Consider the following 24327-nt stretch of genomic DNA (forward strand, 5'->3'; position numbering starts at 1 on the left):
CTGGGCCAGCAGCGGCTCCAAGGTGCTCAGGCGGACGGTGGCGCGCAGGGTCTTCGCCTCGGCGTGCTCGCGTCGCTCGCGCTCCTGGACCAGCTCAGCCCGGGCGTTCGTGAGCTCTTGTTGAGCATCTTCCAAGGCCTGAGTGTCTTGGCCCCAGCGCACCTGCAGCGCCTGGTATTCGGCCGCCGTCAGGCGCAGAGCATCGAGCTCGCCCTGTTGCGTCTGGATGGTCTTGCGCAGCTGCGCCACCTCCCTTTCCAGCCGGGTGTGGCGTTCCAGCCACTGGCCGTTTTCCCGGTTGAGCTGCACCAGGTCGTGGTTCTTGGCGGTCAGTGCTTCGTTGGCCTGGCGCAGGGCAACCTGCAGTTCCTGCACCTGGTGCTCGTGCCGGCGTTGCTCCTGCTCACGCTGGTCTTTGACCGAGGTGCGGTAGTGCTCAAGTGCTTCCCTGGCATGCTCGTGCTTCTGCTCCAGGGAGCGTGCGTGGCTTTCGTGCTCTGCCAGCCGCGCCGTGAGGCCCTCAATGCGTTCCTGCAGTTGTGCCAGCTCGGTGGTGCGGCTGGGCGCCTTTCCGGAAGTCAGCTTGGCGGATGCCCGTGGGCTCCATGCAGAGGCACGGCTGTTGGTAGCCCAAGGCACCACCCCCTTGCAGGCACAGCAAGACAAGGAGATCGCACAAGCGCAAGAGCAGTTGGAACGAGTCAAAGGAACGTTCTCTGCCATCGTGTCGGACTGGAATACAGCGACGTCGGCAGACCTGCGAGCGTCTACGGTGAAGCAGCGCAACCGCGAGATCGACAATGACTTGCTGCCGACACTGAAGAATCGAGCGATCGGCAGCATCACGCGGCTCGAACTGACCGCGCAGTTGAAGGTGGTCGAGCAACGCGCGCCGGAGGTCGCACGCAACCTGCGCAATCACTTGTGGGGCATCTTCGAGTACGCCATCGATTCAGGACTGATCGAGAACAATCCGGTTCCACCCGTGCGCGTGATGAAGAAGCGCACCCAGACCAACCACCCTGCCCTGTCCGAAAAGCAGATCGGCGTCTTTCTGCGGACGCTGGATGGCAGCGGCAGGATTAACGAGGAAACGCGCATCGCGATGCTGCTGGTGCTTCTGACCGCCTGCCGCAAAGCCGAAGTCATCGAGGGCCGATGGGATGAAGTGAATCTGAAAGGCGCGCAATGGGAAATTCCTGCCGAGCGAATGAAGGCCAAGCGCGCTCACTGGATACCGCTGTCTACACAGGCAGTTGCGCTGCTCACTCGTTTGCATGAGCTTGTGCCCGCAAACAGGGAACACCTGTTCCCCAACCGCGTGGACCCGCATCGGCCAATGGCCAATCGCAGCCTGAACGCCTTGATGGAGCGACTGGGCTTCAGCGGGGAAGGAACGCCGCACGGCATGCGCGCGTCGTTCAGCACCCACTTCAACAGCCTCGGCGGCAACATCGACGTGATCGAACACTGCCTCGCGCACGTGCCGGCGAATGCCGTGCGTGCGGCCTACAACCGCCATGCCTACCAGGATGAGCGGCGCGCGATGCTTCAAGAATGGGCGAACCGTCTGGACCAACTGCGCAGGGAATGCGTCCCCATCGAACATGAATGCGGCTCAGCCGCTCCCTTGAATCCCACGAACACGACCGAATCCAAGCCGCGCCACACCCGCACTCGTTCTGCGAGAGCCGTTGCGCGCCCAAGCGTCAAAGCCGTATCGTTGCCGGCCACGGTCGTAGCCTAGCCACGTCGGCGCTCCCCGCAAAAAACAAATCCAATGAAGACCAAACCACTTATCCCGCTGCTCGACTATCTGCGCATTCATGCGGTCATCAGGTCAGTCCTGGACAGCGTCGATGCGCATACAGCCCACGCTTGCATGTTCTTCAGCATCGCGGGCGCTGCCATCCTGCGCGAGTTCTACAAGAAGGATGCCGTGCAGCTCGCCGGTGCTGCATTCTTCCTCGTCAACGAACAACAGCGGAATGTCATCTCTTTCGCCACATTGACAGAAGGACAGGTTCAAAGCTCGGACACGTCGTTTCACGCGTGGATACAGTGCGATGAATATGTGATCGATTTCATGGCGCCGATGTTCCCGGAAGCCTGTACGTCCGCCGGCCACCCGTTCATCGCACCGCGGCGCATGTTTCAGAAGAAGTGGGCCGACATGGCTCCCAGCCATGAGCATCTGGATCAAGAAGGTGATTTCCACCTGGTGCCAAATCCCGAACTGACCGTCAACCTCCGGCAATCGTTTCTGAAGAAGCCTGCCGGGGCAGATCTCGTCAACGTCTGCCTGCACTGGTACCGGAGACCACCGAAATCGATTCTTCCCGAGTTGCGGATGCAAAACGACTTGGGGGAAGTGACTCGGATCAAATTGAACAACAGCGCGGTTTCAGGCGCTTGGTGAATTCACTCCGTGGCTCACATCGATCCCTTTAGTTCGCAGCACATGGAGGCAGCTTGCCGGGTGCTTGCAGACACCGAACGAGGTCTGACGGGCGCGCAGATCGAGCGACTGCTGCAGGAAATCAAAATCGCCGATGTGTCGCCTGGCATCACCAAGTGGAAGCGCCTTTTCAACGCGCTCGCGGAAGCACAAAACCAGCACCAAATCGGCAATCACTTGATCTTGCTGATCAACCTTGCCATGAACCCCGTCAACTACGCGCGCGACCCGGGCGCTTTCCGATGGCGGCGCGATGAGCTGAACGTGGTGCTTGCTTTCTCGGGCTTCTTCGTGCGCGACGATGGCCGCGTGGGTTACGCTGACAAGGCCACGACCCTGGACGCAGCGCGTGCCCGCGCCGGTCGGCTGAAGGCAGCACTGGAAAACCGCAACGTCCATGTCGAAGTGCTCAACTACTGCCGCGCCGAACTGCTGGATGAAAACTACTTCCATGCCGTCTTCGAGTCGACCAAAGGCGTCGCCGAGCGCATCCGTTCCATGTCGGGCCTGACCATGGATGGAGCCGAGTTGGTGAACCGGACGTTTTCGACGCAAAACCCGATCCTGGTTCTCGGTTCTCTCGCCACCGAATCTGAGAAGAGCGAGCAAAAAGGCTTCGCCCATCTGCTGGTAGGCCTCTTCGGCGCCGTGCGCAACCCACTCGCCCATGCCCCCAAGACAAACTGGCCGATGTCCGAACAAGATGCCCTGGACATCCTGACACTGGTATCACTCATTCACCGCAAGCTGGATCGCACGCTGAAAGCGAATACCGCGGCGTTGTAGCGGCTCCCCGTGTCTCCAGAGGATGGGGGTACTACTCTTTCGCGGGTGATCGGCCGGCGCCAAGACAGCCATCACGTAAGCCGTCAGTGCAACTGCTCGACAAGCTCTTCCAACTCGACGAGCCCTGCAGCGCGGCATTCCAGATCCTGCGCAATGGCGAGCATGTCGGTGAGCACGCAGGCCACGCGCCATGTCTGATTGAAGCTCTCGCTCATCTCCGCCTCGCTGCAGTACCCAGCGTGAACTGCGGCCCGATCGATGGGCCGAGGCCATCGGCGCAGATCGAGCGCCGGGTGGCTGAAATACGCATCGCCGAAGTCGATGATGCCAGTCAACTGCCCGGTCTGCGGATCGACGAAGACGTGCTCGAGGCCGGGGTTGCTGTGCAAGGCCACCCAGGCGTCTGCGTCCGGCAAGGCGCGCATCGCGAGGCGCGCCAACTGCAACGGGTCGACCGCAAATGGCCAGGGCTGGGCCGCCCGAGCCACGGCTGCGACAGCGTCGTCGAAGAGGCCGCCGAACCGTGTGCGAACGTCGGCCGCCGTGTGGTCGCCGGGGATCAGGCGCGCCTCGAACACGGGTTGCTGAGGGATTGCGTGAATGCGACGCAACATGCGCCCCAGGTCAACCAGCGTACGCCGGCGGAGGTCACCGTCGAGCCTTGCCGAGTGTATCGGCTCGCCGGGCATGCGCGTCATCAAGGTGTACTCGATCCCGGGCTTGGCAACGCCCCCACCGAGGACTCGTGGAACGCATACGCCCTCCAGGCCTGCCAACTGCTCCAAAAGGAAACGCTCCTTCGCCAGGCTCGTTCGCGCGCGCAGCTGTTGTGGTCGCTGAACCTTCAGGATCAGGCCGTTGTCGATGGCATAGGCGCGCGCTTCGCCGCCGCTCTCGTCGACGGCCCTGACGGCCTTCGCGCCCGCCGCATGCAAGCGCACGATCGCGAGCACCGCGTCGGGATCGAGCACCGGGTCGGCCGCGTCGGGTTGTATGTAGAAGTCCTTGCCCATGTCTGTCCTCCAACGTCAACGTTGATGCCAATCCCAGCCTGCCGTCTCCATGGCCAGCAGCGCGGCGAAGCGACCCCGGCACCGAATCAACTCGTCCGGCGCGCCTTGTTCGAGGATGCGACCGTCCTCGATCACGATGATGCGATCGGCCTCCAGCGCCGTTGACAGCCGATGCGCCACGATCAGAACGGCACGGCTCGAGTCGTGCGCGTCGCGGCGAAGAGCGGCGCGGAACGCAGCGTCGCTGGCGTGGTCGATCGCGGCTGTCGCTTCGTCGAGCAGCAGCACGCGAGGCTGGCGCACCAGCGCGCGCGTGAGCGCGAGCAATTGCCGTTGGCCCGCGGACAACGCGGCGCCGGCCTCACCCGCGTCCAGGGGCGTGTCGTAGCCCTGCGGCAGTGCCCGGATGAACGCATGCGCGCCCGTTGCCTTGGCCGCGGCTTCGCAAGCAGTCCGGGTCACGAGGACGTCGCCCATCGTGAGGTTGTCGAGCACGCTGCCGCTGAACAGTTGCAGCGTCTGCGGCACGACGCCCAGGCGCTGACGGCGTTCCTCGTCCGTCATGGCGCGTGGATCCGCGCCCGCCACGTGAATGTCACCGGACCAGGGCGCATACAGGCCACCGGCGAGGTGCATCAGGCTGCTCTTGCCAGCGCCGGTGCGTCCGACCAGCGCGACGTGCTCGCCTGCGCGAACGCTCAAGGAGACGCCTTTCAGCACGAGGCGATCGGCGACGTAGCCGAAGATCACATCCTTCAACTGGATCAACGGCTCGGGTTCGCTCCTGGCCTGTTGCACGGAATGGGCGGCCGGTGTTTCCTCGACCGGCAGCGCCAAGACCTGGAACACGCGCTCAGCCCCGGACAGCGCGCTCTGCACGGTCTGCCATTCCTCGCCCAGCGTCGTTATCGGCGCGAAGAAGCGGCGAAACAGCAGCACGAAGGCCGTGAGCGTGCCGATAGAAACACCCCAGCCCGCCAGCGCGCCCTCGGCGCCTGCCCACAGCAGGCCGCAGACGATCAGCGACGCCAGGATGGCCATCAGCGGCGTGTAGATCGTTGAATAGCGTGTGGCCGCGAGATAGGCGTGTTGCGTGGCCTGCAGAGCGCCACGAAAGCGGTGCTCGAAGAACCCCGTTCGTCCGAAAGCACGAATGACCTCCGCGCCACCGAGGGTCTCCACGAGTGCCGTGTTGACGCTTCCCACGGCCTCCCGGCTGGCCCGTTCAGCGGCCAATACCCGCAGCTGGAACCAGCGCGTGAACCACAGCAGGGGCGGCACGGCCAGTCCGCAGAGCAGCGTCAGCGAGGGACTGAGCACGAGCATCGTCACCGTGATCGTGACCAGTCGCACGAGGTCGGCGACAAGGCTCGCGATGCCCGACGAGAACAGGCGGTCGATGGTGTCGATGTCTGCGGTGCAGCGACTGACGGTGTCACCCAACGGGGTCGTGTCGAAGTAGCGCGCAGGCAGCCGTTGCAGATGGCCAAACAGGCGCGCGCGCAGGTCGCGCAACGCCCGTTGGGCTGCGATCGCGGTGCCGTACGCAGACGCGAAGCCCAACGCCTGCTGCCCGGCCACGACCAGCAGGTAGAGCACGCCCAGCAGCATCAGGCCGTCGCCACGGCCCACGGCCAAGTGGGCGTCCACGGCCTGCCGCACGAGGAGCGGCGGCAGCACCTCCAGCGCCGCACCGGCAAGCACGCAGGCTGCGATGGCCACGAGCAGGCGTCTCTGCGGCGCCAGTAGCGAGCCCACCTGGGCGGTCGTGAGTCCTCGGCGTGTTGTCGGTGCCGGCTGTGACTGTGTTGCGGTCATGCGTCCTCCGGCTGTGCCATCGCGACCTGCGCCGCGTAGATCCGTGCATACAGGCCGCCCGCCAGCATCAGCTGTTCATGAGAGCCTCGTTCGACTATGCGTCCTCCATCCAACACGACGACGAGATCCGCCTGCGGGAAGGCCGCCAGCCGGTGCGAGCACAGGACGATGGTGGCCTGTCGCGCGGCCGGCGCCCCGCGGCCGAACTCCGCGCGCAGGCTGGCAATGATCTGAGCCTCCGTCGCGACGTCGACCGCCGAGAACGGATCGTCCAGCACCAGCAGCCGAGGTCCCGCCGCCGCCGCGCGTGCCAGTGCGACGCGCTGCCGCTGACCGCCGGAAATGCGAATGCCGCGCTCGCCGATCTCGGCATCGACGCCGTGCTCGAAGCCCGAAACGTCCTTCGCAAGCGCGGCGATTTCCAGGGCGCTCATCGTGGCGAGGTCGGCCTGCTCACGTCCCATGGTGATGTTCTCGCGCACCGTACCCGAGAACAGGAAGGGCTCCTGCGGCAGGTAACCGATGTCACCGCGATGTCGTGCGGGCGTGTCGCCGTCCAGGGAAACGGTACCGCCGGCGAGCGGGTACAGGCCCAGCAGAGCCTTCGCCAGCGCACTCTTGCCCGAGCCGACCGGCCCGGTCACTGCTACGAACGCGCCTGCCGAAATCTCGAGCGAGACCTGGTTCAGCGCCGTGACGGCGGCGTCGGCGTTGCCGTGAGAGAAGCTCACGTTGTGCAGGGATACGGCGAGCCCGCGTTCAACTCGTGACGCCGGCTCGGTGAGAGTCGAGCGCGGAGTCGTTCCGGCCAGGTAGCCGGCGCGAAACGAAGCGAACCGATGCTCGCCGCGAGCAGGCAGGGCCGCAGCGAGCAAGGGGGCGAGCCGCGCGTAGGCTGCGCCGCCTGCTTGCACCGAGTTCACGAGCTGCGGCACCCGAAATCCGCGCCCGGTGAAGCGCAGAAAAAGGTCCAGATAGGTCACGAACGCCCCCAGCGTCCACGCGCCTGCGATGACCTTTTCGCCGCCTTGCCACAGCACCAGAACGATGCCGGCCGCCATCAGCGTGGTGTAGACCGCGGGCAGGCCGGCGCGGGGCCGCGCCGCCGCGAGATTGGTGTGCGCCTGTGCATCTGCGAGCCACTCGATCCGCGCCTGTGCGGCCTGCTTCATCCCCAGTAGTCTCGCGACGCGGATGCCGGACAGTTGCTCCTGCAGTCCCGCAGTCAACGCGCCGTTGGCTTGTCGAGCCGCCGTCGTACGTTGGTGGATAAAGCGTCCGGCGGCCCAGGCCAGCACCATCGCGAAGGGCACGGGAATCAGCGCCCGCAGGGTCAATGACCAGTCCAGCACCAGCATGGCGACGAAGAACGACACCAAGAACAGGAGCGTGTCCCAGGTCTCGACGATCACCTCGCGGATACCGACGCCCAGCACTTCGACGTCACCGATGACGCGCGCCATGGTGTCGCCAACAGGCGTGGCAGTCAGCTTTGCCATCGGCCAGGCGAGCACCCCGCGCAGCGCATCCGCGCGCAGATTGGCGCGGATGCGCGCGTTGGCCGTCATCAACCACCAGCGCTTGCCCAGTCGCGGCAGTTCTGTGGCCAGGGTTGCGGCGGCGAACAGCGCGACGGCCTGCAGTAGCGTCGCGCGCGTCGCCTGGCCCTGCGCGAAGTGCGTCGCGGCGTCGATCGCGCGCCCGAGGCACACGGCGGGCAGGACCACGGCCGTGTTCATGACGACGCCTGCCAGGGAGCCGAGGACAAGCTGCCCGGCGGTCTGCCGGTAGTAGGGACGCAGTTTCCAGAGGTAGTGCGCCATGTCAGTCGCCTGCGTGCATGCAATCCTTAGCCATTCGCGCCCCCGTTCACGGCTCTCGTTTGGGCATGGGCCGCACCAGCCCCCGATACACAACGAACTGCGCATCGTCCTTGTACTGCAGCTCCTGTCCGTCGCGCAGGACTTGGTAGCAGATCGGTTCGTCCTTGCTGATTTCCGGCTGCAGCAGGCATAGCTGATTGCCTTTGACGGACCAGCGCGCAGACCGCTGGCGGCCGTTCTCTAACCGTTCGACGCGCCCGTCCGCGAAATACTTGTGCCCCCAATGGTGTTCATCAGTCACGTACTTGCCGCTGATGGCGGCACGGATCTGCGGGCCAGTCAGCGGCACCTCCTTGGCAGTCGCGGCAAGTGCGCAGAACACGGCTCCGGCGGCGGTGAGGCGCGCGAGGTGCCGGGTGGGGCTGCTTGGGAGGCGCTGCGGCACCGAGCTGAAGGTTTTCTTCGTCATTTCGCAGCCTTCTGCGCGTCCAATGCCTTCTTTACCGCCAGGGCCAGATCCACGGCTTTGCCCTTGCCCCAGTAATGCAGAAAGACGTAGCGCGGTTCCTCGTGGGTCATGTGCTGGTGGATTGCCACGATGTTGATGCTCTGGCCACGCATGGTCTTCAGGACCGTCTGCAGTTCGTTTTCATGCATGGCGAAGTCGCCATCAACCACCGCATGCTCATCGTCGCCGGCAAAGGCCGCCCAGGTATTGATGCCCATTTCATTGCCGACGGTGGTTCCATGCATCTTGGCTGTGCGGCCAAGGGTTACTTTCACCATGCCATCCTTGACCTGCGCCTTGCTGCCCAGAATCTCCTCGATGGGTGCAGCAGTCACATGGCTTGGCGATGCGATGTCACCCGCGAAGCTGCTGGCCGGCGTGCCTTGGGCGGCGCGCACCTGCGCGATGCGGTCGTACACCGCCTTCACGCCTGTGGCGAGCTTGCGTGCATCCCCCATGCCGCCGATGTGCATGAAGAAGACCTTGGGTTGGTCGAAGAAGAAGTGGTTGTGCAGCGCAGTCACTTCCAGGCCGTTGTCCAGCGCGGCGCTCATCGCCGGGTTGACTTCATCCTCGAACAGCACCGTATCGCCCATCATCATGGTGGACGAGCCCATTGGCGTGAACGCGGCCCAGGAGGTGAGCCCCATGAACGGTGGCATGGTCCAGCGATCGACATTGATCTTCACGTCGTCGCGTGGCTTGCTGACCTTGAAGACGTTTTCCGCCCGGTTGTAGCTGCCCTTGAGGCCGGTGGCCGTTTCGATGGCAGCCGTGTCGATGGCCTGGGCCATGGCCGGGGCGCCTGTAGTAAGCAGGCCCGCGGCCAGGGCCAGTGTGGAGAGGGTTAGACGCAGCATGGTGTTTCCTTGGTAGTTGGCGGGATGCAGCTCCGGGGGCTGGCCGGAGCGGGTAATCGAGGCAGGTGCCGGTCAATCGAACGGATATTTCGACGACAGAGGTTCCGGAGTGACCTCGTAGAGGTCTTGGCCGTGGGCGCGCAGCAGATAGGCCTTGCCTTTGCGCAGTACCGTCCAGCATTCGGGCTCTACACCCGTGCTGATGCTTACGCACAATTCCTTGCCCACGATCTTCCAATGCCCCTGGTGCGGCCGCCCCAGTTCAATGGACTTCGTGCGTCCATCGGGAAGGAGGTAAGCGGACCAGTGCGCGCCTTCGGATATGACATTGCCGACGAAGACTGTCTTGATCTGCGCGCCGGTGAGTTCGCTGGGGCCGGGCGCTGCCGATGTCGCCACCAGGCTCAGGGACTGAATGAGTGTGGCGAAGGCAAGACGGGGGATTGCGGACATTTAGTGCATTTTCAATTGGGCGGATCAGGCTGGCATGACCGGCGGCCAGTTGTGTGTCTCGGCCTGGCATGCGCGGCACCACGCATAGAGGGCGTCGTACATCACCATGCCGTGCTGGAGCATTTCGTGGTCGTCGCTAAAGTTGTGCGACAGCCCGAGCGAGAGCGCATAGAGCCCTGCTGATTGCGGCGTCAGGTCAAGCCGGGAGGTGTCGGCGCCGCGCACGATCTCGGCCAACTGGCGCAGCGCTGGGTCGTCCAGGTGGTACTTCGACAGGAAGGCATCGAAACTGCACAGCTCACCCACATGGCTTAGTTCGACATTCGGGATGTCGTAGGGGATGGCGCCGGTAGCGTTGGCGGTTTTCAGCACCTCGCTGGCCGGCACATAGAGAAATTCCGCCTGCTGGTCGATGAAGCGCGCAACCAGCCAGGGACAGGCGATGCGGTCGATCTTGGGGCGTTCGCGTGTAATCCACTTCATGGTGCTACTCCTTTGCTTCAAATGTCACGCCAGCAGCGCGACAGGCTTCGATGCCTCCGGCCACGAAGCGTGCGTCGAGGCCATGCGCTCGTAGCGCGAGCGCCACCGACTGGCTGACTTCATGGCCGTGCACGCAATACACAAGGACGGGTTTAGAGGTATCGATTTCACGGCTCCAATTTGCCAACTGCACGGGATCGCGCCGAATGGCCCCGGCGATGCGATCAGGCGCTTGTGCGTAGCCTGCCGTGCGTCGCACGTCGATCAGTTGGAGGTCACCGCCGACTTTCTCTGGTGCGGCCGACCAGGGCAGTGCATCAGCCTCGATGGCGGCAGCGTAGCGCTGCATCACGGCATTCCAGCGGATGTTTTGCATGAATGCGTCAACATACGCGGCCGCCTTGGCACCGAAATCCATGTGGTAGGCGTGCTCGTACATGTCCAGTGCCAGCAGCGGTGTGGCGCCGGCCAGCAGGTTCGTATGGTCAGCCGCCCAATGGTTGATCAGCCGCGCCTCGCGTGTGGACCATGACAGCAGCGCCCACCCCGAGCCGCCGCCCATGGCCTTGGCCAGTGCGGAGAATTCCGTGCGCCAGCGGTCAACGCTGCCAAAGTCGCGGGCCAAGGCAACTGCCAGGCCGGAGTCCGGCAATGCACCGTCGCCTCCCAGCGTGTCGAAGTACAGCTCGTGGAGCCAAGCGGAATTGGCGGCGATCAGCTCTTCGCGCTTCAGGCCATTGATCATGAAGACCGGAGCGGTCGGCCAATCCAGGTGCGCCAGTTGCTGGCGAATAGCATCCAGGCGCTTGACTGCGCCGGTGTAGTTATTCGCGTGATGGCTGAGGATGAGTTCCTCGGACAGCCCGTTGAGGGCAGCGAGGTTGATGGTAAGGGGGCGTAGTTGTAAATCCATTGGAGTGTTCCTAGAAATGTGGCAAGTCATGGGTTAAGGCGTGGACTCCTCTCGCTTCTATTCAGCTGTGGGTCACCAGCGGGTAGACGACCAGCCCAATCAGTGCCGCGGCAGCGACAACGATCGGCTCCGGCAACTTCTTGAATTTCCAAAGCAAGGCAGCAGTCCCCAGGGCGAGTAGCGCCGTGGGAACGTCCTTGATCGAGCGCACCCCGATAACTACCACGGCTCCGGCCAACGATCCGATGGCGGCTGCCGTCAAGCCATCGACGAATGCCACGATTCCCGGTTTCTTTCCATATTTCTTGAAGTACGGGGCTGGCAGGACTGTGAAGAGATAGCACGGCAGGAAGGTTGCCAGCGCCGCAGCAACCGCGCCCCAGAAGTCCGCGACCAGAAAGCCGATGAACCCGGTAGTGATGACGACAGGACCGGGAGTGATCATGGCGACTGCGACAGCGTCAAGGAACTGGTGATCGGTCAACCATCCGTACTCCTTGACCACTCCGCTGTACAGAAACGGGACGATAGCTAGGCCGCTACCAAAAACAAAGCTGCCCGCGTAGAAGAAATACTTGGTGATCTGCCACAGCCTGGTCCAGTCGACGTTGGACAAGCCAAGCAAGGCCAGCAAAGGAATAGCACTGCTGTGCAGCGTGCTGGACGGCTTAATAAATTTCGGCGGCGCGCGCAACAACCACACGAGAATGCCTGCGCCCAGGAACAGCCACAGTTCCTCGGATTGGGTGATGATCGTCACCGCCGCCGCTACTGCAAAGATGGCCCATTGCAGTTTGTCTTTGCCGATGTTCTTGGTAGAGAGCTTCCAGGTGCTGACAGCAATGATCCCAATGACAGCGGAACTCACGCCATAAAACACGGCCTGCATCCAACCCAGGCCGCCGAAATGCGTATAGGCCCAACCCAGTCCGATCACCATCAGAAACGAGGGCAGCACAAAAGCGAGGCCCACCAGGGTGGCCCCTAGGAAGCTGTAGTGAACAAAGCCCAGGTAGATGGCCAACTGCGCGGCTAACGGTCCTGGCGCGAGCTGCGCCAAGGCCAGCCCTTCCTTGTAGTCTGCCTCGGTGAACCATTGGCGCCGTTCCACCAAGTCGCGATCCATGTGGCCGGCCAGGGCTACGGGTCCGCCGAAGCCCAGTGCTCCGAGCCGTAAGAAATAAGCAATCAATTGCCACAGCGTATAGCTGCGAGGCGCCGCACTGCTGATGGCTGCAGCTGAAGTGGTCTCGTTCATGAAGATTCGTTCCTAAAAAAGTGATCTGAGTTAAAGAAGTGATCTGAGGTGGGTCGTCACGTTTTGCGACTACTGGAGAAATGGGCATGGAGCGAATCCAGCACGCCGCCGATGTCGACCAGCAGCGCGTCGTCGTCCGGCCAGCGCTTGCGTGCGCCGGCCAGCACGGCCTCGAAGCCGCTGGCCTCGGGTGTGGTCGCGCCACCCACGTCGAGCGCATGCACCATGGCTCCCAGGCGCGAGAGACCCCGATCGTCCTCCAGGCCGAAGCTCGCCAGCAGTACCTCGAACGTCACCCGCTCGCCCACGTGCGAGAAAGTCGCGCCGTCGAAATCGAAACCCAGCGCATCGGACGGGCAGTCTGCTGCGGTGTTCAGCCACAGGAAGCGCGCGTGAGGGTCGATAAAACGCTGGATCAGCCAGGCACTCGCCACGCGGTCCACCCAGAGATGGCGGCGTGTGGCCCAGACTCGCCCCTGGTACTGCATGCGATCACGCCGAGCAATGCGGCCGGCCATAGGCTGCGGCTCGCCGGGTGACTGCATAGATTCGAGGGCGTTGGCGAAATCGCGCCACTGGGCGTCGGCGCGGATCGACGTCTCGCCGGGAAAGAAGTCGATTTTGCGGATGACCTCATAGGCACGCGCATGCTTGCGCTGTGTACGCTGGAGTTCGGCTGCGCTCAGGGCGGAAAGCGTCTGGCGTGCTTGCGCCAGTTCCTCCAGCCAGGGGGTGTAATCGGCCGTCCGGTCGAACAGCGCCTGAAAGGTGGCCTGCTCAGCCAGGTCAAGGGCTTGTACCTGCAGCAGCCAGGCTTGGCCACCTTCCTGCAGCGCTTCATCGGCCAGCATTTGTAGCTGCGCAGCCTGTTCGGCCTGAGCGGGCAGTAGGTAGGCGCCGTCGCGCAAGGCGGCACAGCCGAGCGCCTTGACGGCGCGCCAAATCCGCATGCGTGCCGTGGCGCTCGCGGAGGGGAGGCTGACGATGAGGGTCAGCCAAGAGTCGGAGGTGAGAGTCATGGCAACAGCTTAAATCCATGTCACGGTCGTTGCAATGATGTAGCGATCTCTACAAAATAACTGCTACTGGGTTCAGAAGATTTGCACCCCGCGCTGGGGCGTGTCGGCGCGCGGCGCCGTCAGGCTCTCGGGCGTTGCCCCGTGCTTCGTGCCGAATCACGGCCATGCGGCGTCGATCCTTCACGCAACTGCGGCCCTGATCGCAGATCCGGGCCTGCGCGCTGCGCTTGCTAATACCGGGTGTGCCTGGGTGGCCACCAAGCAGCAGGAAGCCGTCCATACCCTTCAGGAAAACGCACGCCTCCTGGGCGATTTGTCGCGCGCCCAGGGCGATCTGCACCAGGCTCAGGAAGAGGTGCGAGGCCTGCGGCCGCTCAAGGATGAACTGGGGTTTGCGCAAAGGCGCTCCGAGGAATTGGGCCGGCGCCTGGTTGAGCAGGACGCGGCCGTCCAGCAGCTCAGCACTTCCAAAGAGCAGTTGCAGGCCAAGGTCGACGAGCTGCTTTCCGCCAAACAACAGCTGGAACTGGCGCTGGCGACGGCCAGGTCATCCGTCACGGCCCAGGAGCAGGTCGTGGCCAGCATGCTTGAGCGCTTCAGTACGCCGGCGACTGGCCCTAATTTGGTTGCGAACCCGGTTGAAGAGGCCGGTCGTCCAGGGAAGAGAGAGTCGAAAAAGTCAACGGGGACAGGCACTTAAGCCTGTTTCTGCTGGGTTTTACATGAATCCCTGCCGACCCTCTGCTTGCCCTGCGCCCGCAGGGCGTCGCGGGCCTTCTGCACATCACTCTTGTACAACCCGCCACGGGCCATGGCTGCCTCCTCGGACGATTTCGTAATGTATTACGTACCACGTAATTACATAACAATCAAGCCATGGATAAATCCATATTTTGGTCTAAAGAACACACGGGATAATATTGAATTATCCCGCCTGATCATTTTATTCGAGTGGGACGGAGGGAAATTCGGTACGAAATACCGATTTCGAGGTGCGGCTGCACATGGCGCGAGAGCGTGGGACCTCAAGCGGCCCGAGAGAACGCACACGCGTTTCCCCTCGCCTGCAGTTGGACGGCATTGCGGCTTTAGGAGACGGCGGGTTCGCATGGAAGGCGCCCTACTTCTCCGGCGCGGTTATCGTCTCGTGGGCCCCGCACAGGGGCTACCAGGGTTGGCTCGGACTAAGCGGAATGGCGATGACCCCGCGGATAGGCCATGGCTTTTGCGCCGATTGCGGCATTGCTCGAACCCGAAACCGTCACGGGTGGTATCTTCGCTATGTCGCGCGCCAGTTGCGTTCAGTGCATGAACTTCCTGCAGTCGAACCCTCTTGAAGTCGCCACGCGGCCATCCTCTTTCGCGCCTGTTGATCTTCACAGTGGGGAACGAATGCGTGTCACAGTGCCCGAAAAGATTTCAATGCCGTTCTGGAACATCCGGACTTCGTTGCCTCGTCGCTTGACTCCGAAGCACTCGTTCTGGCCGGCGGGACGTACCCATGCGTAGCACAGGCAAGGGCCCTTGACCTTCCATGTGCCATTGAACCTTTCGCCCATATCCACGCCGATGACCGATCCGTCGCGACGGAACTGATTGGTGTAATGCACGCCGTCGCTAAGCTCATGATCGGAGAAAAGTGACTGCAGATCCTTGCCTTGGACAGTACGCCAACCTGCGTCCTCGGCAAGGACGATGCCGGGAAGCATGGAGGCCATGAGCCATCCAGACGCGACGATCACCTTCATTCACCGCCTCCTTTGGAGTGAAGCGACTGCCTCTTCCCACATTTGCGGAGTTCGGCGTGCATGGATGTCCCGGCTCATCATGCAACATGCGGGATGATGGTCACCGCGCCCGGCCGGAAGGATCGACAGCTTGACGCGCGATCCCAAGTTCGATGGGCCTTTTCGTTGCGACATGGCGATCTCGACGTTAGCGTACGTACTTGATTGTGACAGCGGTCTTCGCGTCCGAAGCAACCTGCGCCGGCGCTGATTCCAGATCACCGACATGCGCGTTCGCAACGCCAATTCGCGACGCCGCGGCTCCGTGCGTTACTTCACGTGAGAGCTTTTCACGAAGGGGCGTCCACCGCTTACAGCACCGCACTCACTCGACTGGATTCGTCTCTGCGTCGTGCTCCGCGACTTCCGCCAGCGAGAGCCGCTCGTCACCATTGAAATCCACGCCTGCGAAGTGCTGGCTCAGCGAGTGTTCCATAGGCAATTCCTCCGGCCTGAGGTACCCATCGCGGTTGGAGTCCAAGTCGGCGAACTTAGCTCGGATATCTTCCAGGTCGCAACGTTGCTTCAGCATGCCGACTCCGCGCGAACTGAAGTCGGCTGCATCGCCCCAGGCGGCCAGTTCAATGCACGTCGTAGGAGCTGAATTCGCTGGCCGCGACACCGTTCCTTCATCCTGCAAACTGCTGGAGCGGACCTCCGGAGTGGACACGAGCAGAACAAGTGCGAGGAGCAGAAACGTAGGCTTTTGGTCAATTTTCATTGCAGCTTCTCCAGAAAGTGCGTGTGCGGATATACCTCGGTTCCGGCAGTCGCCGGCGTGATGATGACCAGGCGCTGTTTCGTCGCCCAACGCAACCGGTTCAGTGGCCAAGTGCCTGCGACACCCAGCCCCACAGTGCGGCGCCTGCAATCACCGCCGGAATCACCAGCCGCGCCTTGCTGGCGAATAAGATGCTCAGGACGATCGCAAATAGGATCAGAGCCTCCAGGCCCGTCAGGCTTACGCGCAGAAGGGCCAGCGTCGTTCCCGCAATCAGGCCGACCACGCCTGCGGTCACGCCCTCCAAAAAAAGCCGCACGCGTGGCTGATGCACTATGCGTTCCAAGGCATCGTGACCCAAAAGCGTGAAGGCGAAGGCCGGCAGGAAGATGCCCACGGTCATCACCACTGCGCCCCACGGCCCGCCGCTGAGGTAGCCCACGAAGGTCGAAAAGATGATCAGCGGCGCCGGCAGCAATCCCGACAAAGCCAGGCCGTCAAGGAACTGCGCATTGCTCATCCACGCGCCCTGGGTTACGGCATCGCGCTGCAGGAATGGAATGACGGTATAGGCGCCACCGAACGTCAACAGGCCGGCCTTCAACCCGGACCAGAACAGCAGCAGCAGCGGTACCGTCGCCTGCACGACGGCGGTGCTCTCTGCGCCCACATGACTCAGCGCGTCTAGTCCGGCCAGGCCGCCGTTGCGCACTGCGAACACGACGGTCCCGGCGGCCGCCACTCCGATCACGCCCAGCGCGGCGATGCCGAGGCGGTGGCGTGCCATCAGGTAGATGATCCCGCCCACAGCGAGGATCAGCGCGAAGTGCACACCGGCCAACTGCGCACCTGTCGCCAGGATCGCGATCGCCCAGAGCCAGCGATCGGTGACGACGTGGCCGCCGATGCGAAACACGGCGCGCACGATCAGCGCCGCCACCGCCACCTGGACCGCCGCGAAGATGGCCAGCACGCCGTCGGCCTTCAACCCGAAGCGCACGTACGCCCACGATAGCGCGAACATCAGCACGAACCCCGGGAGCATGAAGCCCAAGCCCGCCAGCACACCGCCCCAGCGGCCGCGCGACAGCATCCCGAAATACACGCACAACTCGTTCGCCTCTGGGCCCGGCAGGATCTGATAGACGGCCAGCACCCGGTTGAACTGGGCGCTGCTGATCCAGCGCTCTTGCTCCACCAATTCATGCCGGATCATGCCGATCTGGGCGACCGGGCCACCCCAGGCTAATGCGCCGAAGCGTAGGAACCGCAGGAACAGCCGCAGCCACGGTTCTTGCGGTACCACGTAGGTGGGCGCGTCGTTGGTCTCGCTCGCGGCCACAGGGTTGGTGACTGTGCTCATGGGGCTCCCTTGGTCGTTGTTTGCGTCAGGTCGTGCATCGTATCACCGCGCCGCGGATTTGACTTGGGCACTTTGGGCATCCAGCACACGGCGAAACCCTTGGGCCAGCCCGGCCGCAGGCCCCTTGCCCCAGAAGTGGACGAAATAGAACGCCGGCTGCTCGCCCACCATGTGGTTGTGCAGCGCCACGACGTGGAAGTCTGCCTGGCGCAGTGCACGCAGCACCGGCTGGACTTCGTCGGCGGTCATGATCACGTCGCCGGTGACGGCAGCAAGCCGATCCGACCCGGTGAAGGCCGCCCAGGTCGTCAGGCCCATCGATCCGCCTACCGGCCGGCCGTGCATGCGTCCCTCCCGGCCGATCGTCACCTTCACCACGTCGCCAGTGATTTCCGGTGGATGCCCGATGGCCTTGGAGATGGCAGCGGCATCAATCTTTCCCGGTGTGGGCACGGGACCGCCGAAGCCAGTGGCCGGCTGCGGGCGCTGCGCGCGCACGGCCTTGATGGCGTCCCACACCTCTTTGACGCTGCCGGCCAATCGCACCGGATCGCCGTGACCGCCGATGTGCATGAAGTACACCTTCGGAGAATCGAAGAAGAAATGGTTGTGGAGCCCGGTCACATCGAGGCCGGCCTTGAACGCTGCGTCCATCGCCGCATCGACCTCATCCTCGAAGACGACGGTGTCACCCATCAGCATCGCGTTCTCGTCCGCCGGCATGAACGCGGCCCACGAGCCGAGCCCTGCGGGCGGCGGCAGCCGCATGCCGTCCACGGTCACCGCCACGTCGTCGCGGCTCCACCCGATGCGAACCACCCCGTCCGGTTGCACCTTCGCGACTGCGCCGCTGGCCTCGCCAATCCGGGCGGAGTCGATCTCGGCCGCGTGAACGCTGGCCCAGCCCCAAAGCAGCGACAGCGTGAGGGCCCGCAGGGCACGATGAGCGATGGCGTTCATGACTACTCCTTACATTTACATCGACAAAAAAGATGAAGGGGCACTTGCGCTCGCGACGACAGCGTCTCAATCTGACGGGCGAACTTGGGGTCAGGCAGCGGAAGGCCTGCAGCAAGCCTCCAGTCGCTGCGCCACGGTGTCCCATTGGATGTTCTGGAAGAACGCATCCACGTACTTGGCGGCCGCGGCGCCGTAGTCCATCTGGTAGGAGTGCTCGTACATGTCCATCACCAGGATGGGCAGCGTGGCCGCCGGGCCGTGAGCGTGATCGGCCATCCAGTAGTTCTCGAGCTGGCGGGTGTGGGTGTTGAAGCCGAGTACCACCCAGCCCGAGCCGCCGCCCAGCCCGGTGCCCATCCGGCGGAATTCGGTTTCCCATGCATCGAAGCTGCCGAAGGCTTCGGCCAGGGCCTTGCGACTGCCGGCATCGGCCTGGCCGCTGCCGCCCAGGTTGTCGAAGTAGTACTCGTGCAGCACCACCGAGCCGGTGCGCAGCAGGTGCTCCCGCTTGAGTTCGTTGTAGAGGTACGGCGGCATGTCCGGTGCGGCGAGCGCCTCGGCAAGGTGCTTCTTCGTCACGGCCAGCGCCTTGACCGAGCCGCCGTAGTTGTTCTCCCAATGCGAGCGGATCAGGCGTTCGGACAATCCTTTCAGTTTGGACGGGTCGAACGGCAGCGGCTTGAGCGTGGGGGTGCTGACGGGTGCAAGTGTGGAGGTGGACATGGCGGTGGTCTCCGAAGTCGGAACGGCATGGGCGGCCTTGGCGGCTCCCAGCGCGAGGGGGGCCGCAGCGGCCAGGCTCAGAACGTGGCGGCGTTGCGTGTCGATTGGTGAAGTCATGGTCATCTCGGTGATCACCGGAGCTTGAGGAGAAAGGTGCGGCCCATGCAGTGCGCGCATTGCTGCATCGCGAGCGCGCTTCGATTGAGTGGGAGGCGATTCACGCGGTGCTCCCGTTGCTGCGGAAACTGGCCAGCAGCCCGTCGAACACGGCGCAGGCGCGTTCCAGCAACTGGTCGTCATCGGCCACGGTGTCGCGCAATCCCGCCAGAACGCTTTCCACGCCCGACGCTTCCGGCGGCGGTGCGCCGCCCACGTCGAGGTAATGCACCAGCAGGCCCACGCGTGCGATCGGGCCTTGTTCCAGGCCGAAGCTGGCGGCGAGCACCTCGAAGGTGACGCGGTGGGCGACGTGGCTGAAGGTGGCGCCGTCGAAGTCGAAGCCCAACGCCTCCGGCGGACAGTCAGCCGGGTGGGTGAGCCACAGAATGCGGGCCTCGGGATCGATGAAGCGGCGGATCAACCAAGCGCTGGCCAGCCGATCCACCCACGGACGTCGCCGCGTGGCCCACAGGCGGCCTTGGTAATCGGCGGTGCGCAGCCGCTGGATCGTACCGGCCACAAAGCGCGGCTCGTCTGGCGCCTGCAGGCGGGCACAGGCCATTTCCAGCTCGGCCAGCGTGTCCTCGACCTGCCGCCGCGCTTCGCCCGGGAAGAAGTCGATCGCAGTGATCGACTCGAAGGTCCTGCGCAACTTGCGCGAGTGCTTCAACGCCTCTGACGGCGTAGTGTCGGGCAGGCTTTCACGAAGCCGCGTGGCATCGGCCAGCAGCTCGGTGTAGTCCCGGCTGCGGTCGAACAGGGCTACGTAGGGCGCCTCGTCGGTGGCCTGGGCGGTCAGCAGATGGGTAGCACCGCCACCCCCGGTCACATCGACCGCCACCGCTTCGAGCACGGCACGGTGCTCCGCCGCCGCTGGCAGCACGTAAACACCGTCCCGCAGGGCCGCAGCACCCGCCGCCTTGAGCGAGCGCCAAGCCCGCTGGCGCACCGTGGCATTCTCGGTGGGCAAGGAAAGAACCATGATGAGCCAATTCATTGGTAGAGTATCCTACATGAATGATGTAATTATTACGTCAAAATTAAGCAAGGCAATCGCGCGTGCCGTCGGCGGAGGTCGCAGATGACAGTGGAGCGCTATCTGGAGGCCGCCAACCGCGAAAACACGCAGCGCAGCTATGCTTCGGCACTGCGACATTTCGAGGTCGAATGGGGCGGGCACCTGCCGGCCACGCCGGACAGCGTGGCCCGCTATCTGGCTGATCACGCGGGCGAACTTTCCACCAACACGCTTCGGCACCGGCTTGCGGCCCTGGCAGGCTGGCACCACGAACACGGCTTTGTCGATCCGACCCGGGCTCCGCTGGTGCGCAAGGTGCTCAAAGGCATACAGACCCTGCATCCGTCGGTAGAAAAGCAGGCCGAGCCGCTGCAACTGACCCGACTGGCACAGGTGGACGATTGGCTTGGCGCCGCGATCGCCGCCGCACGCGAGCGCGGCGATCATGCGGACGAACTGCGTCATCGCCGCGATCGCTCGCTGATCCTTCTGGGCTTCTGGCGCGGCTTCCGTGGCGACGAGTTGATCCGGGTGCAGGTCGAGCACCTGCGCCTGGTCACCGGTGAGGGGATGACCTGTTTTCTCCCGCGCAGCAAGGGCGACCGGCAGGCACAGGGCAACACGTACAAGGTGCCGGCGCTGTCGCGGCTGTGCCCCGTGACGACCACGTGGGAGTGGATCGACGCCGCCGGGCTGACCGAGGGGCCACTGTTCCGTGCTGTTGATCGCTGGGGCCACGTTGCGGACGAGGCGCTACACCCCAACAGCCTGATTCCGCTGCTGCGCCGGTTGCTGACGTGCGCTGGGCTGCCTGATGCCGACGAGTACAGCAGCCACTCGTTGCGCCGCGGCTTCGCCGGCTGGGCCAATGCCAACGGCTGGGACGTGAAGGCATTGATGGAATACGTCGGCTGGCGCGATGTGCACTCGGCGATGCGCTACATCGATGGCGGCGATCCGTTCGCCCGCCAGCGGATCGAAGCGAGCTTGCCGGGAACGCCAACGCTGCTTGGGCCTACCTGAGGATACCGAATGGCGTCGATTGAACGGACCGCATACCCGCAATTCAAGCGCAACCCCGTCGTACGCGAACTGGTTGCGGCCTACACGCCGACCGACGCCGAACTGGCCTTTGTTGCCGAGAGTACCCGGCAGCCCGCGCACCGCCTGACATTGGCGATCCTGATCAAGACCTTCCAACGGCTGGGATATTTCCCTGCGTTGGACGAAGTGCCGCCGGCAGTGGTCCGCCATATCCGCGGCGCGCTGAAACTGAGGGTGCAGGTCAAGCCGGCGGTCCTCGCCAACGCCTCGCGCTATCGCTATTACCGCCGGATCCGCCAGTTCCTGCAAGTCCGGGCTTACAGCGATGGCGGCCTGAAGATCGCGGCACGGGCGGTATACGAAGCCGCCGCAGTCATGGACAACCCGGCGGACCTCATCAACGTGGCTATCGAACAGCTCGTGCGCGATCGCGTCGAGCTGCCGGCGTTTTCCACCCTAGACCGCTTGACGCGGCGCATTCGCACGCTGGTCAACGGTCGCTATTTCGCCCAGATCGAAGCGCGGCTGACCGTCGACGAAAAGCAGCGCCTTGAAGGTCTCCTGCAGGTCGAAGAGGGGCGCAAGAAGAGCCCGCTGCACGCGATCAAGCGCCTGCCCAAGCGCGCTTCGCTGCAGCACTTCCAGGAACTGATCGACCACATCGCCGAACTGGGCGAGTTGGTCGGCAGCGAGTTGCACCTCGCTGGCATTCCGGAAATCAAGCGCAGACACTTCGCCGCAGAGGCACGGGCGCTGGATGCCTCCGAGTTGCGCAAGTTTCGTCCCGCCAAGCGCTACGCCGTACTGGTGTGCCTGATCCACCGGGCCCGCGTCCAGACCCGTGACGATCTCGCGGAGATGTTCATCAAACGCATGGGCAATATCCACAATCGCGGCCGCGAGGAGCTTGAGCGGTTGCGGGCACGCTACCGCGAGAAGACCGAAGCGATCGTGGCGACGATGTCGGACGTGGTTCGCGTCCTTGACCATCATCCCGGCGACACTGAGGCGGGCCGGGAAATCCGGCGCCTGGTCAACGCCCACGGCGGCGTGCAGACCCTCCAGGCCGACTGCAATGCCATCGCGGCGCACAGTGGTGACAACCATTTGCCGCTGCTGTGGCCGTTCTACAAGAGCCATCGTGCCACCATCCTGCGGATGGTGCGCATGCTGGATCTGGCCTCGACCACGGAGGATCGCTCGCTCATCGATGCGATCGAGCTGATCCTGACGCAGGAACGGGCCCGCGGCGATTGGCTGGATGAACCGGTCGATCTGGCGTTCACTACCCAACTCTGGCGCAAGAGCATCGTCCATCGCACCGAACAGGGCGAGGAGCGCATCCACCGGCGCCTGTTCGAGGTCTGCGTGTTCTCGTCGCTGGCCAACGAACTGAAATCGGGCGACGTGGCCGTGCGCGGATCGGAAACCTACGCCGACTACCGCGAGCAGTTGCTGCCGTGGGAGCAATGCGAGCCCATGCTGGAGGACTACTGCGGCCAGGTCGGCCTGCCGGCAACGGCCGTGGGCTTCGTCAATGCGCTGCAATCACGCCTGATGCAGGTCGCCGAGCTGACCGATCAGGGCTATCTGGAGAACGGCCAGGTCGTCATCGGCGAGGACGGTATCCCTGTGCTCAAGCGCAGCAAGGCCAAGGAGATGAGCAGCGGCGCCCGTGCCCTGGAGACCGCGATTCTCGACCGCCTGCGCGAACGCAGCGTCATCGAAATCCTGTGCGACGTGGCTCACTGGACACGCTGGACCCGACACTTCGGGCCGTTGTCCGGCTCGGACACCAAGATCGAACAGCCAACCGAACGCTACGTCCTCACCGCCTTCACCTACGGCTGCAACCTCGGGCCGGCCCAGGCCGCCCGGCACCTGCGCGGCGCCGTCTCGGCACACATGCTGTCGTTCGTCAACCGCCGGCACGTGGACGCCAACAAGCTGGCGGCGGCCTGCCGCGACATCATCAACAGCTACGCTGGCCTGCAGCTCCCCAAATTCTGGGGCGACGGCAAGAGCGCCGCCGCCGACGGCACCAAGTACGACCTCTACGACCAGAACTTGCTGGCGTCGTACCACATCCGCTATGGCGGTTACGGCGGCATCGCTTACCACCACGTCTCCGACACCTACGTGGCGTTGTTCAGCCACTTCATCCCGTGCGGCGTCTGGGAGGCGGTCTACATCATCGACGGCCTACTGAAGAACACCTCCGACATCCAGCCCGACACCGTCCATGCCGACACGCAGGGGCAGTCGCTGCCGGTGTTCGGGCTCTCGCACCTGCTGGGCATCCAGCTGATGCCGCGCATCCGCAACTGGCGCGAGTACAAGTTCTTCCGCCCGGACGAGGACATCCGCTACGAGCACATCGAGCCGTTGTTCCGCGACACGGTCGACTGGGACCTGATCGAGACCCACTGGAAGGACCTGATGCAGGTCGTGCTCTCGATCAAGACCGGCAAGATCGCGGCCTCGACGCTGCTGCGCAAACTGGGCAACTACAGCCGCAAGAACCGTCTGTACCAGGCCTTCAAGGCTCGGTGCGGCCGTGCGCACCTTGTTCCTGTTGCAGTACATCTCCAACCGCGAGCTGCGCGAGCAGATCACCGCCTCGACCAACAAGGTGGAGGCCTACAACGGCTTCGCGAAGTATTTCTTCTTCGGCGGGGAAGGGGTGATTGCCGACAACGACCCTGTCGAGCAGGAGAAGGCCGTCAAATACAACGATCTGGTCTCCAATGCTGTCATCTTCTACAACGTGGTCGAGCAGACCCGGATCATGAAGTCGCTGATACGACAGGGGTGGAAGATCACCCGGGAGGACGTGGCTTCGCTCAGCCCGTACGTGACCAGCCACGTGAAGCGGTTCGGCGACTACCTGATCGATGTAGAGGCGATTCCGGAACCGTATGAGATCGAACTGGCGTTGGCGGCATAGTCTTGGCGCCAGAAAATATTCTCTAACCAGCTGATTCAATGGATAAAACGGATCTTGTGAGCGATTTTTACACGTATGTCGGCTGAACCCCAACAAGAGCTCACGAACGCCCGGGCTGAGCTGGTCCAGGAGCGCGAGCGACGCGAGCACGCCGAGGCGAAGACCCTGCGCGCCACCGTCCGCCTGAGCACCTTGGAGCCGCTGCTGGCCCAG

General features: G+C 63.8%; 20 protein-coding genes and 3 pseudogenes. 6 read left to right on the forward strand and 17 right to left on the reverse strand.

Annotated elements, in window-relative coordinates; translation table 11 throughout:
* Positions 1 to 558 (reverse strand): annotated as a pseudogene (locus BKE09_RS22855) (transposase); the annotation flags it as partial.
* Positions 559 to 646: 88 nt separating this feature from the next.
* Here BKE09_RS22855 and BKE09_RS22860 point away from each other — a divergent pair.
* From BKE09_RS22860 to BKE09_RS22870, 3 genes are read left to right on the forward strand one after another with little or no spacing between them, the layout of a single operon-like run.
* Positions 647 to 1747 (forward strand): site-specific integrase, encoded by a 1101-nt coding sequence (locus BKE09_RS22860; protein ID WP_170871790.1) that lies wholly within the window; start codon positions 647 to 649, stop codon positions 1745 to 1747.
* A gap of 33 nt (positions 1748 to 1780) precedes the next feature.
* Complete coding sequence (locus tag BKE09_RS22865) at positions 1781 to 2419, forward strand: DUF2026 family protein (RefSeq protein WP_054470674.1); 639 nt, start codon at positions 1781 to 1783, stop codon at positions 2417 to 2419.
* Between the two features lie 9 nt (positions 2420 to 2428).
* Positions 2429 to 3244, forward strand: a complete 816-nt coding sequence (locus tag BKE09_RS22870) for a TIGR02391 family protein (RefSeq protein ID WP_240503010.1) — start codon at positions 2429 to 2431, stop codon at positions 3242 to 3244.
* 83 nt (positions 3245 to 3327) lie between these two features.
* On the opposite strand, the gene BKE09_RS22875 is transcribed toward BKE09_RS22870, so the two are convergent.
* From BKE09_RS22875 to BKE09_RS22920, 10 genes are all read right to left on the reverse strand, one after another.
* Positions 3328 to 4257, reverse strand: a complete 930-nt coding sequence (locus BKE09_RS22875; protein ID WP_047219835.1) for an aminoglycoside phosphotransferase family protein — start codon at positions 4255 to 4257, stop codon at positions 3328 to 3330.
* Between the two features lie 15 nt (positions 4258 to 4272).
* The gene (locus tag BKE09_RS22880; protein WP_026063012.1) at positions 4273 to 6075 is read right to left on the reverse strand and encodes an ABC transporter ATP-binding protein; all 1803 of its coding nucleotides are present in this window, start codon (positions 6073 to 6075) and stop codon (positions 4273 to 4275) included.
* The gene (locus BKE09_RS22885) at positions 6072 to 7898 is read right to left on the reverse strand and encodes an ABC transporter ATP-binding protein (RefSeq protein ID WP_005797782.1); all 1827 of its coding nucleotides are present in this window, start codon (positions 7896 to 7898) and stop codon (positions 6072 to 6074) included. Before BKE09_RS22885 ends, BKE09_RS22880 begins: the two co-directional genes overlap by 4 nt.
* A gap of 46 nt (positions 7899 to 7944) precedes the next feature.
* Complete coding sequence (locus tag BKE09_RS22890) at positions 7945 to 8367, reverse strand: hypothetical protein (protein WP_206120602.1); 423 nt, start codon at positions 8365 to 8367, stop codon at positions 7945 to 7947.
* The gene (locus BKE09_RS22895; RefSeq protein WP_240503013.1) at positions 8364 to 9200 is read right to left on the reverse strand and encodes a DUF1259 domain-containing protein; all 837 of its coding nucleotides are present in this window, start codon (positions 9198 to 9200) and stop codon (positions 8364 to 8366) included. The genes BKE09_RS22890 and BKE09_RS22895 overlap by 4 nt, the downstream gene beginning before the upstream one ends.
* A gap of 138 nt (positions 9201 to 9338) precedes the next feature.
* Entirely contained in the window at positions 9339 to 9719 is a 381-nt protein-coding gene (locus BKE09_RS22900; RefSeq protein ID WP_046987172.1) for a hypothetical protein, read from the reverse strand.
* A 24-nt stretch (positions 9720 to 9743) separates the two neighbouring features.
* A complete protein-coding gene (locus BKE09_RS22905) occupies positions 9744 to 10202 on the reverse strand; it encodes a chromate resistance protein ChrB domain-containing protein (RefSeq protein ID WP_046987171.1) in 459 nt (152 codons plus the stop codon).
* Positions 10203 to 10206: 4 nt separating this feature from the next.
* Positions 10207 to 11115: a Fe-Mn family superoxide dismutase gene (locus BKE09_RS22910; protein WP_075678361.1), complete on the reverse strand. Its 909-nt coding sequence runs from the start codon at positions 11113 to 11115 to the stop codon at positions 10207 to 10209.
* Positions 11116 to 11176: 61 nt separating this feature from the next.
* Positions 11177 to 12373: a chromate transporter gene (locus BKE09_RS22915; RefSeq protein WP_075678362.1), complete on the reverse strand. Its 1197-nt coding sequence runs from the start codon at positions 12371 to 12373 to the stop codon at positions 11177 to 11179.
* A 56-nt stretch (positions 12374 to 12429) separates the two neighbouring features.
* A complete protein-coding gene (locus BKE09_RS22920) occupies positions 12430 to 13392 on the reverse strand; it encodes a chromate resistance protein ChrB domain-containing protein (RefSeq protein ID WP_005797799.1) in 963 nt (320 codons plus the stop codon).
* A 250-nt stretch (positions 13393 to 13642) separates the two neighbouring features.
* On the opposite strand from BKE09_RS22920, the gene BKE09_RS22925 reads away from it, so the two are divergent.
* Positions 13643 to 14092 (forward strand): hypothetical protein, encoded by a 450-nt coding sequence (locus BKE09_RS22925; RefSeq protein ID WP_206120603.1) that lies wholly within the window; start codon positions 13643 to 13645, stop codon positions 14090 to 14092.
* Positions 14093 to 14768: 676 nt separating this feature from the next.
* Here BKE09_RS22925 and BKE09_RS22930 read toward each other — a convergent pair.
* The 6 genes from BKE09_RS22930 to BKE09_RS22955 form a co-directional block, all read right to left on the reverse strand.
* Positions 14769 to 15140: a hypothetical protein gene (locus BKE09_RS22930; protein WP_021201848.1), complete on the reverse strand. Its 372-nt coding sequence runs from the start codon at positions 15138 to 15140 to the stop codon at positions 14769 to 14771.
* A 364-nt stretch (positions 15141 to 15504) separates the two neighbouring features.
* Complete coding sequence (locus tag BKE09_RS22935) at positions 15505 to 15900, reverse strand: EF-hand domain-containing protein (RefSeq protein WP_021201847.1); 396 nt, start codon at positions 15898 to 15900, stop codon at positions 15505 to 15507.
* A 100-nt stretch (positions 15901 to 16000) separates the two neighbouring features.
* Positions 16001 to 17263 (reverse strand): chromate efflux transporter, encoded by a 1263-nt coding sequence (gene chrA, locus BKE09_RS22940; RefSeq protein WP_083663148.1) that lies wholly within the window; start codon positions 17261 to 17263, stop codon positions 16001 to 16003.
* A 42-nt stretch (positions 17264 to 17305) separates the two neighbouring features.
* Complete coding sequence (locus BKE09_RS22945) at positions 17306 to 18223, reverse strand: DUF1259 domain-containing protein (protein ID WP_021201845.1); 918 nt, start codon at positions 18221 to 18223, stop codon at positions 17306 to 17308.
* Positions 18224 to 18313: 90 nt separating this feature from the next.
* Positions 18314 to 19063: a Fe-Mn family superoxide dismutase gene (locus BKE09_RS22950; RefSeq protein WP_031269116.1), complete on the reverse strand. Its 750-nt coding sequence runs from the start codon at positions 19061 to 19063 to the stop codon at positions 18314 to 18316.
* Positions 19064 to 19163: 100 nt separating this feature from the next.
* Positions 19164 to 20087 (reverse strand): chromate resistance protein ChrB domain-containing protein, encoded by a 924-nt coding sequence (locus BKE09_RS22955; protein ID WP_021201843.1) that lies wholly within the window; start codon positions 20085 to 20087, stop codon positions 19164 to 19166.
* 99 nt (positions 20088 to 20186) lie between these two features.
* On the opposite strand from BKE09_RS22955, the pseudogene BKE09_RS22960 reads away from it, so the two are divergent.
* Both BKE09_RS22960 and BKE09_RS23095 read left to right on the forward strand, forming a co-directional pair.
* Positions 20187 to 21131 (forward strand): annotated as a pseudogene (locus tag BKE09_RS22960) (site-specific integrase); the annotation flags it as partial.
* Between the two features lie 24 nt (positions 21132 to 21155).
* A pseudogene (locus tag BKE09_RS23095) lies at positions 21156 to 24114 on the forward strand (Tn3 family transposase).
* Positions 24115 to 24327 lie beyond the last annotated feature (213 nt).

This window comes from Stenotrophomonas sp. TD3 (assembly GCF_001939825.1).
Taxonomy (GTDB): Bacteria; Pseudomonadota; Gammaproteobacteria; order Xanthomonadales; family Xanthomonadaceae; genus Stenotrophomonas.

Excerpts from the sequence above, each read along its gene's own strand:
- BKE09_RS22865 (WP_054470674.1), top strand. The coding sequence starts at position 1,781 with ATGAAGACCAAACCACTTATCCCGCTGCTCGACTATCTGCGCATTCAT.
- BKE09_RS22875 (WP_047219835.1), bottom strand. The coding sequence starts at position 4,257 with ATGGGCAAGGACTTCTACATACAACCCGACGCGGCCGACCCGGTGCTC.
- BKE09_RS22880 (WP_026063012.1), bottom strand. The coding sequence starts at position 6,075 with ATGACCGCAACACAGTCACAGCCGGCACCGACAACACGCCGAGGACTC.
- BKE09_RS22885 (WP_005797782.1), bottom strand. The coding sequence starts at position 7,898 with ATGGCGCACTACCTCTGGAAACTGCGTCCCTACTACCGGCAGACCGCC.
- BKE09_RS22890 (WP_206120602.1), bottom strand. The coding sequence starts at position 8,367 with ATGACGAAGAAAACCTTCAGCTCGGTGCCGCAGCGCCTCCCAAGCAGC.
- BKE09_RS22895 (WP_240503013.1), bottom strand. The coding sequence starts at position 9,200 with ATGGCCCAGGCCATCGACACGGCTGCCATCGAAACGGCCACCGGCCTC.
- BKE09_RS22900 (WP_046987172.1), bottom strand. The coding sequence starts at position 9,719 with ATGTCCGCAATCCCCCGTCTTGCCTTCGCCACACTCATTCAGTCCCTG.
- BKE09_RS22905 (WP_046987171.1), bottom strand. The coding sequence starts at position 10,202 with ATGAAGTGGATTACACGCGAACGCCCCAAGATCGACCGCATCGCCTGT.
- BKE09_RS22910 (WP_075678361.1), bottom strand. The coding sequence starts at position 11,115 with ATGGATTTACAACTACGCCCCCTTACCATCAACCTCGCTGCCCTCAAC.
- BKE09_RS22915 (WP_075678362.1), bottom strand. The coding sequence starts at position 12,373 with ATGAACGAGACCACTTCAGCTGCAGCCATCAGCAGTGCGGCGCCTCGC.
- BKE09_RS22920 (WP_005797799.1), bottom strand. The coding sequence starts at position 13,392 with ATGACTCTCACCTCCGACTCTTGGCTGACCCTCATCGTCAGCCTCCCC.
- BKE09_RS22930 (WP_021201848.1), bottom strand. The coding sequence starts at position 15,140 with ATGAAGGTGATCGTCGCGTCTGGATGGCTCATGGCCTCCATGCTTCCC.
- BKE09_RS22935 (WP_021201847.1), bottom strand. The coding sequence starts at position 15,900 with ATGAAAATTGACCAAAAGCCTACGTTTCTGCTCCTCGCACTTGTTCTG.
- chrA (WP_083663148.1), bottom strand. The coding sequence starts at position 17,263 with ATGAGCACAGTCACCAACCCTGTGGCCGCGAGCGAGACCAACGACGCG.
- BKE09_RS22945 (WP_021201845.1), bottom strand. The coding sequence starts at position 18,223 with ATGAACGCCATCGCTCATCGTGCCCTGCGGGCCCTCACGCTGTCGCTG.
- BKE09_RS22950 (WP_031269116.1), bottom strand. The coding sequence starts at position 19,063 with ATGACTTCACCAATCGACACGCAACGCCGCCACGTTCTGAGCCTGGCC.
- BKE09_RS22955 (WP_021201843.1), bottom strand. The coding sequence starts at position 20,087 with ATGGTTCTTTCCTTGCCCACCGAGAATGCCACGGTGCGCCAGCGGGCT.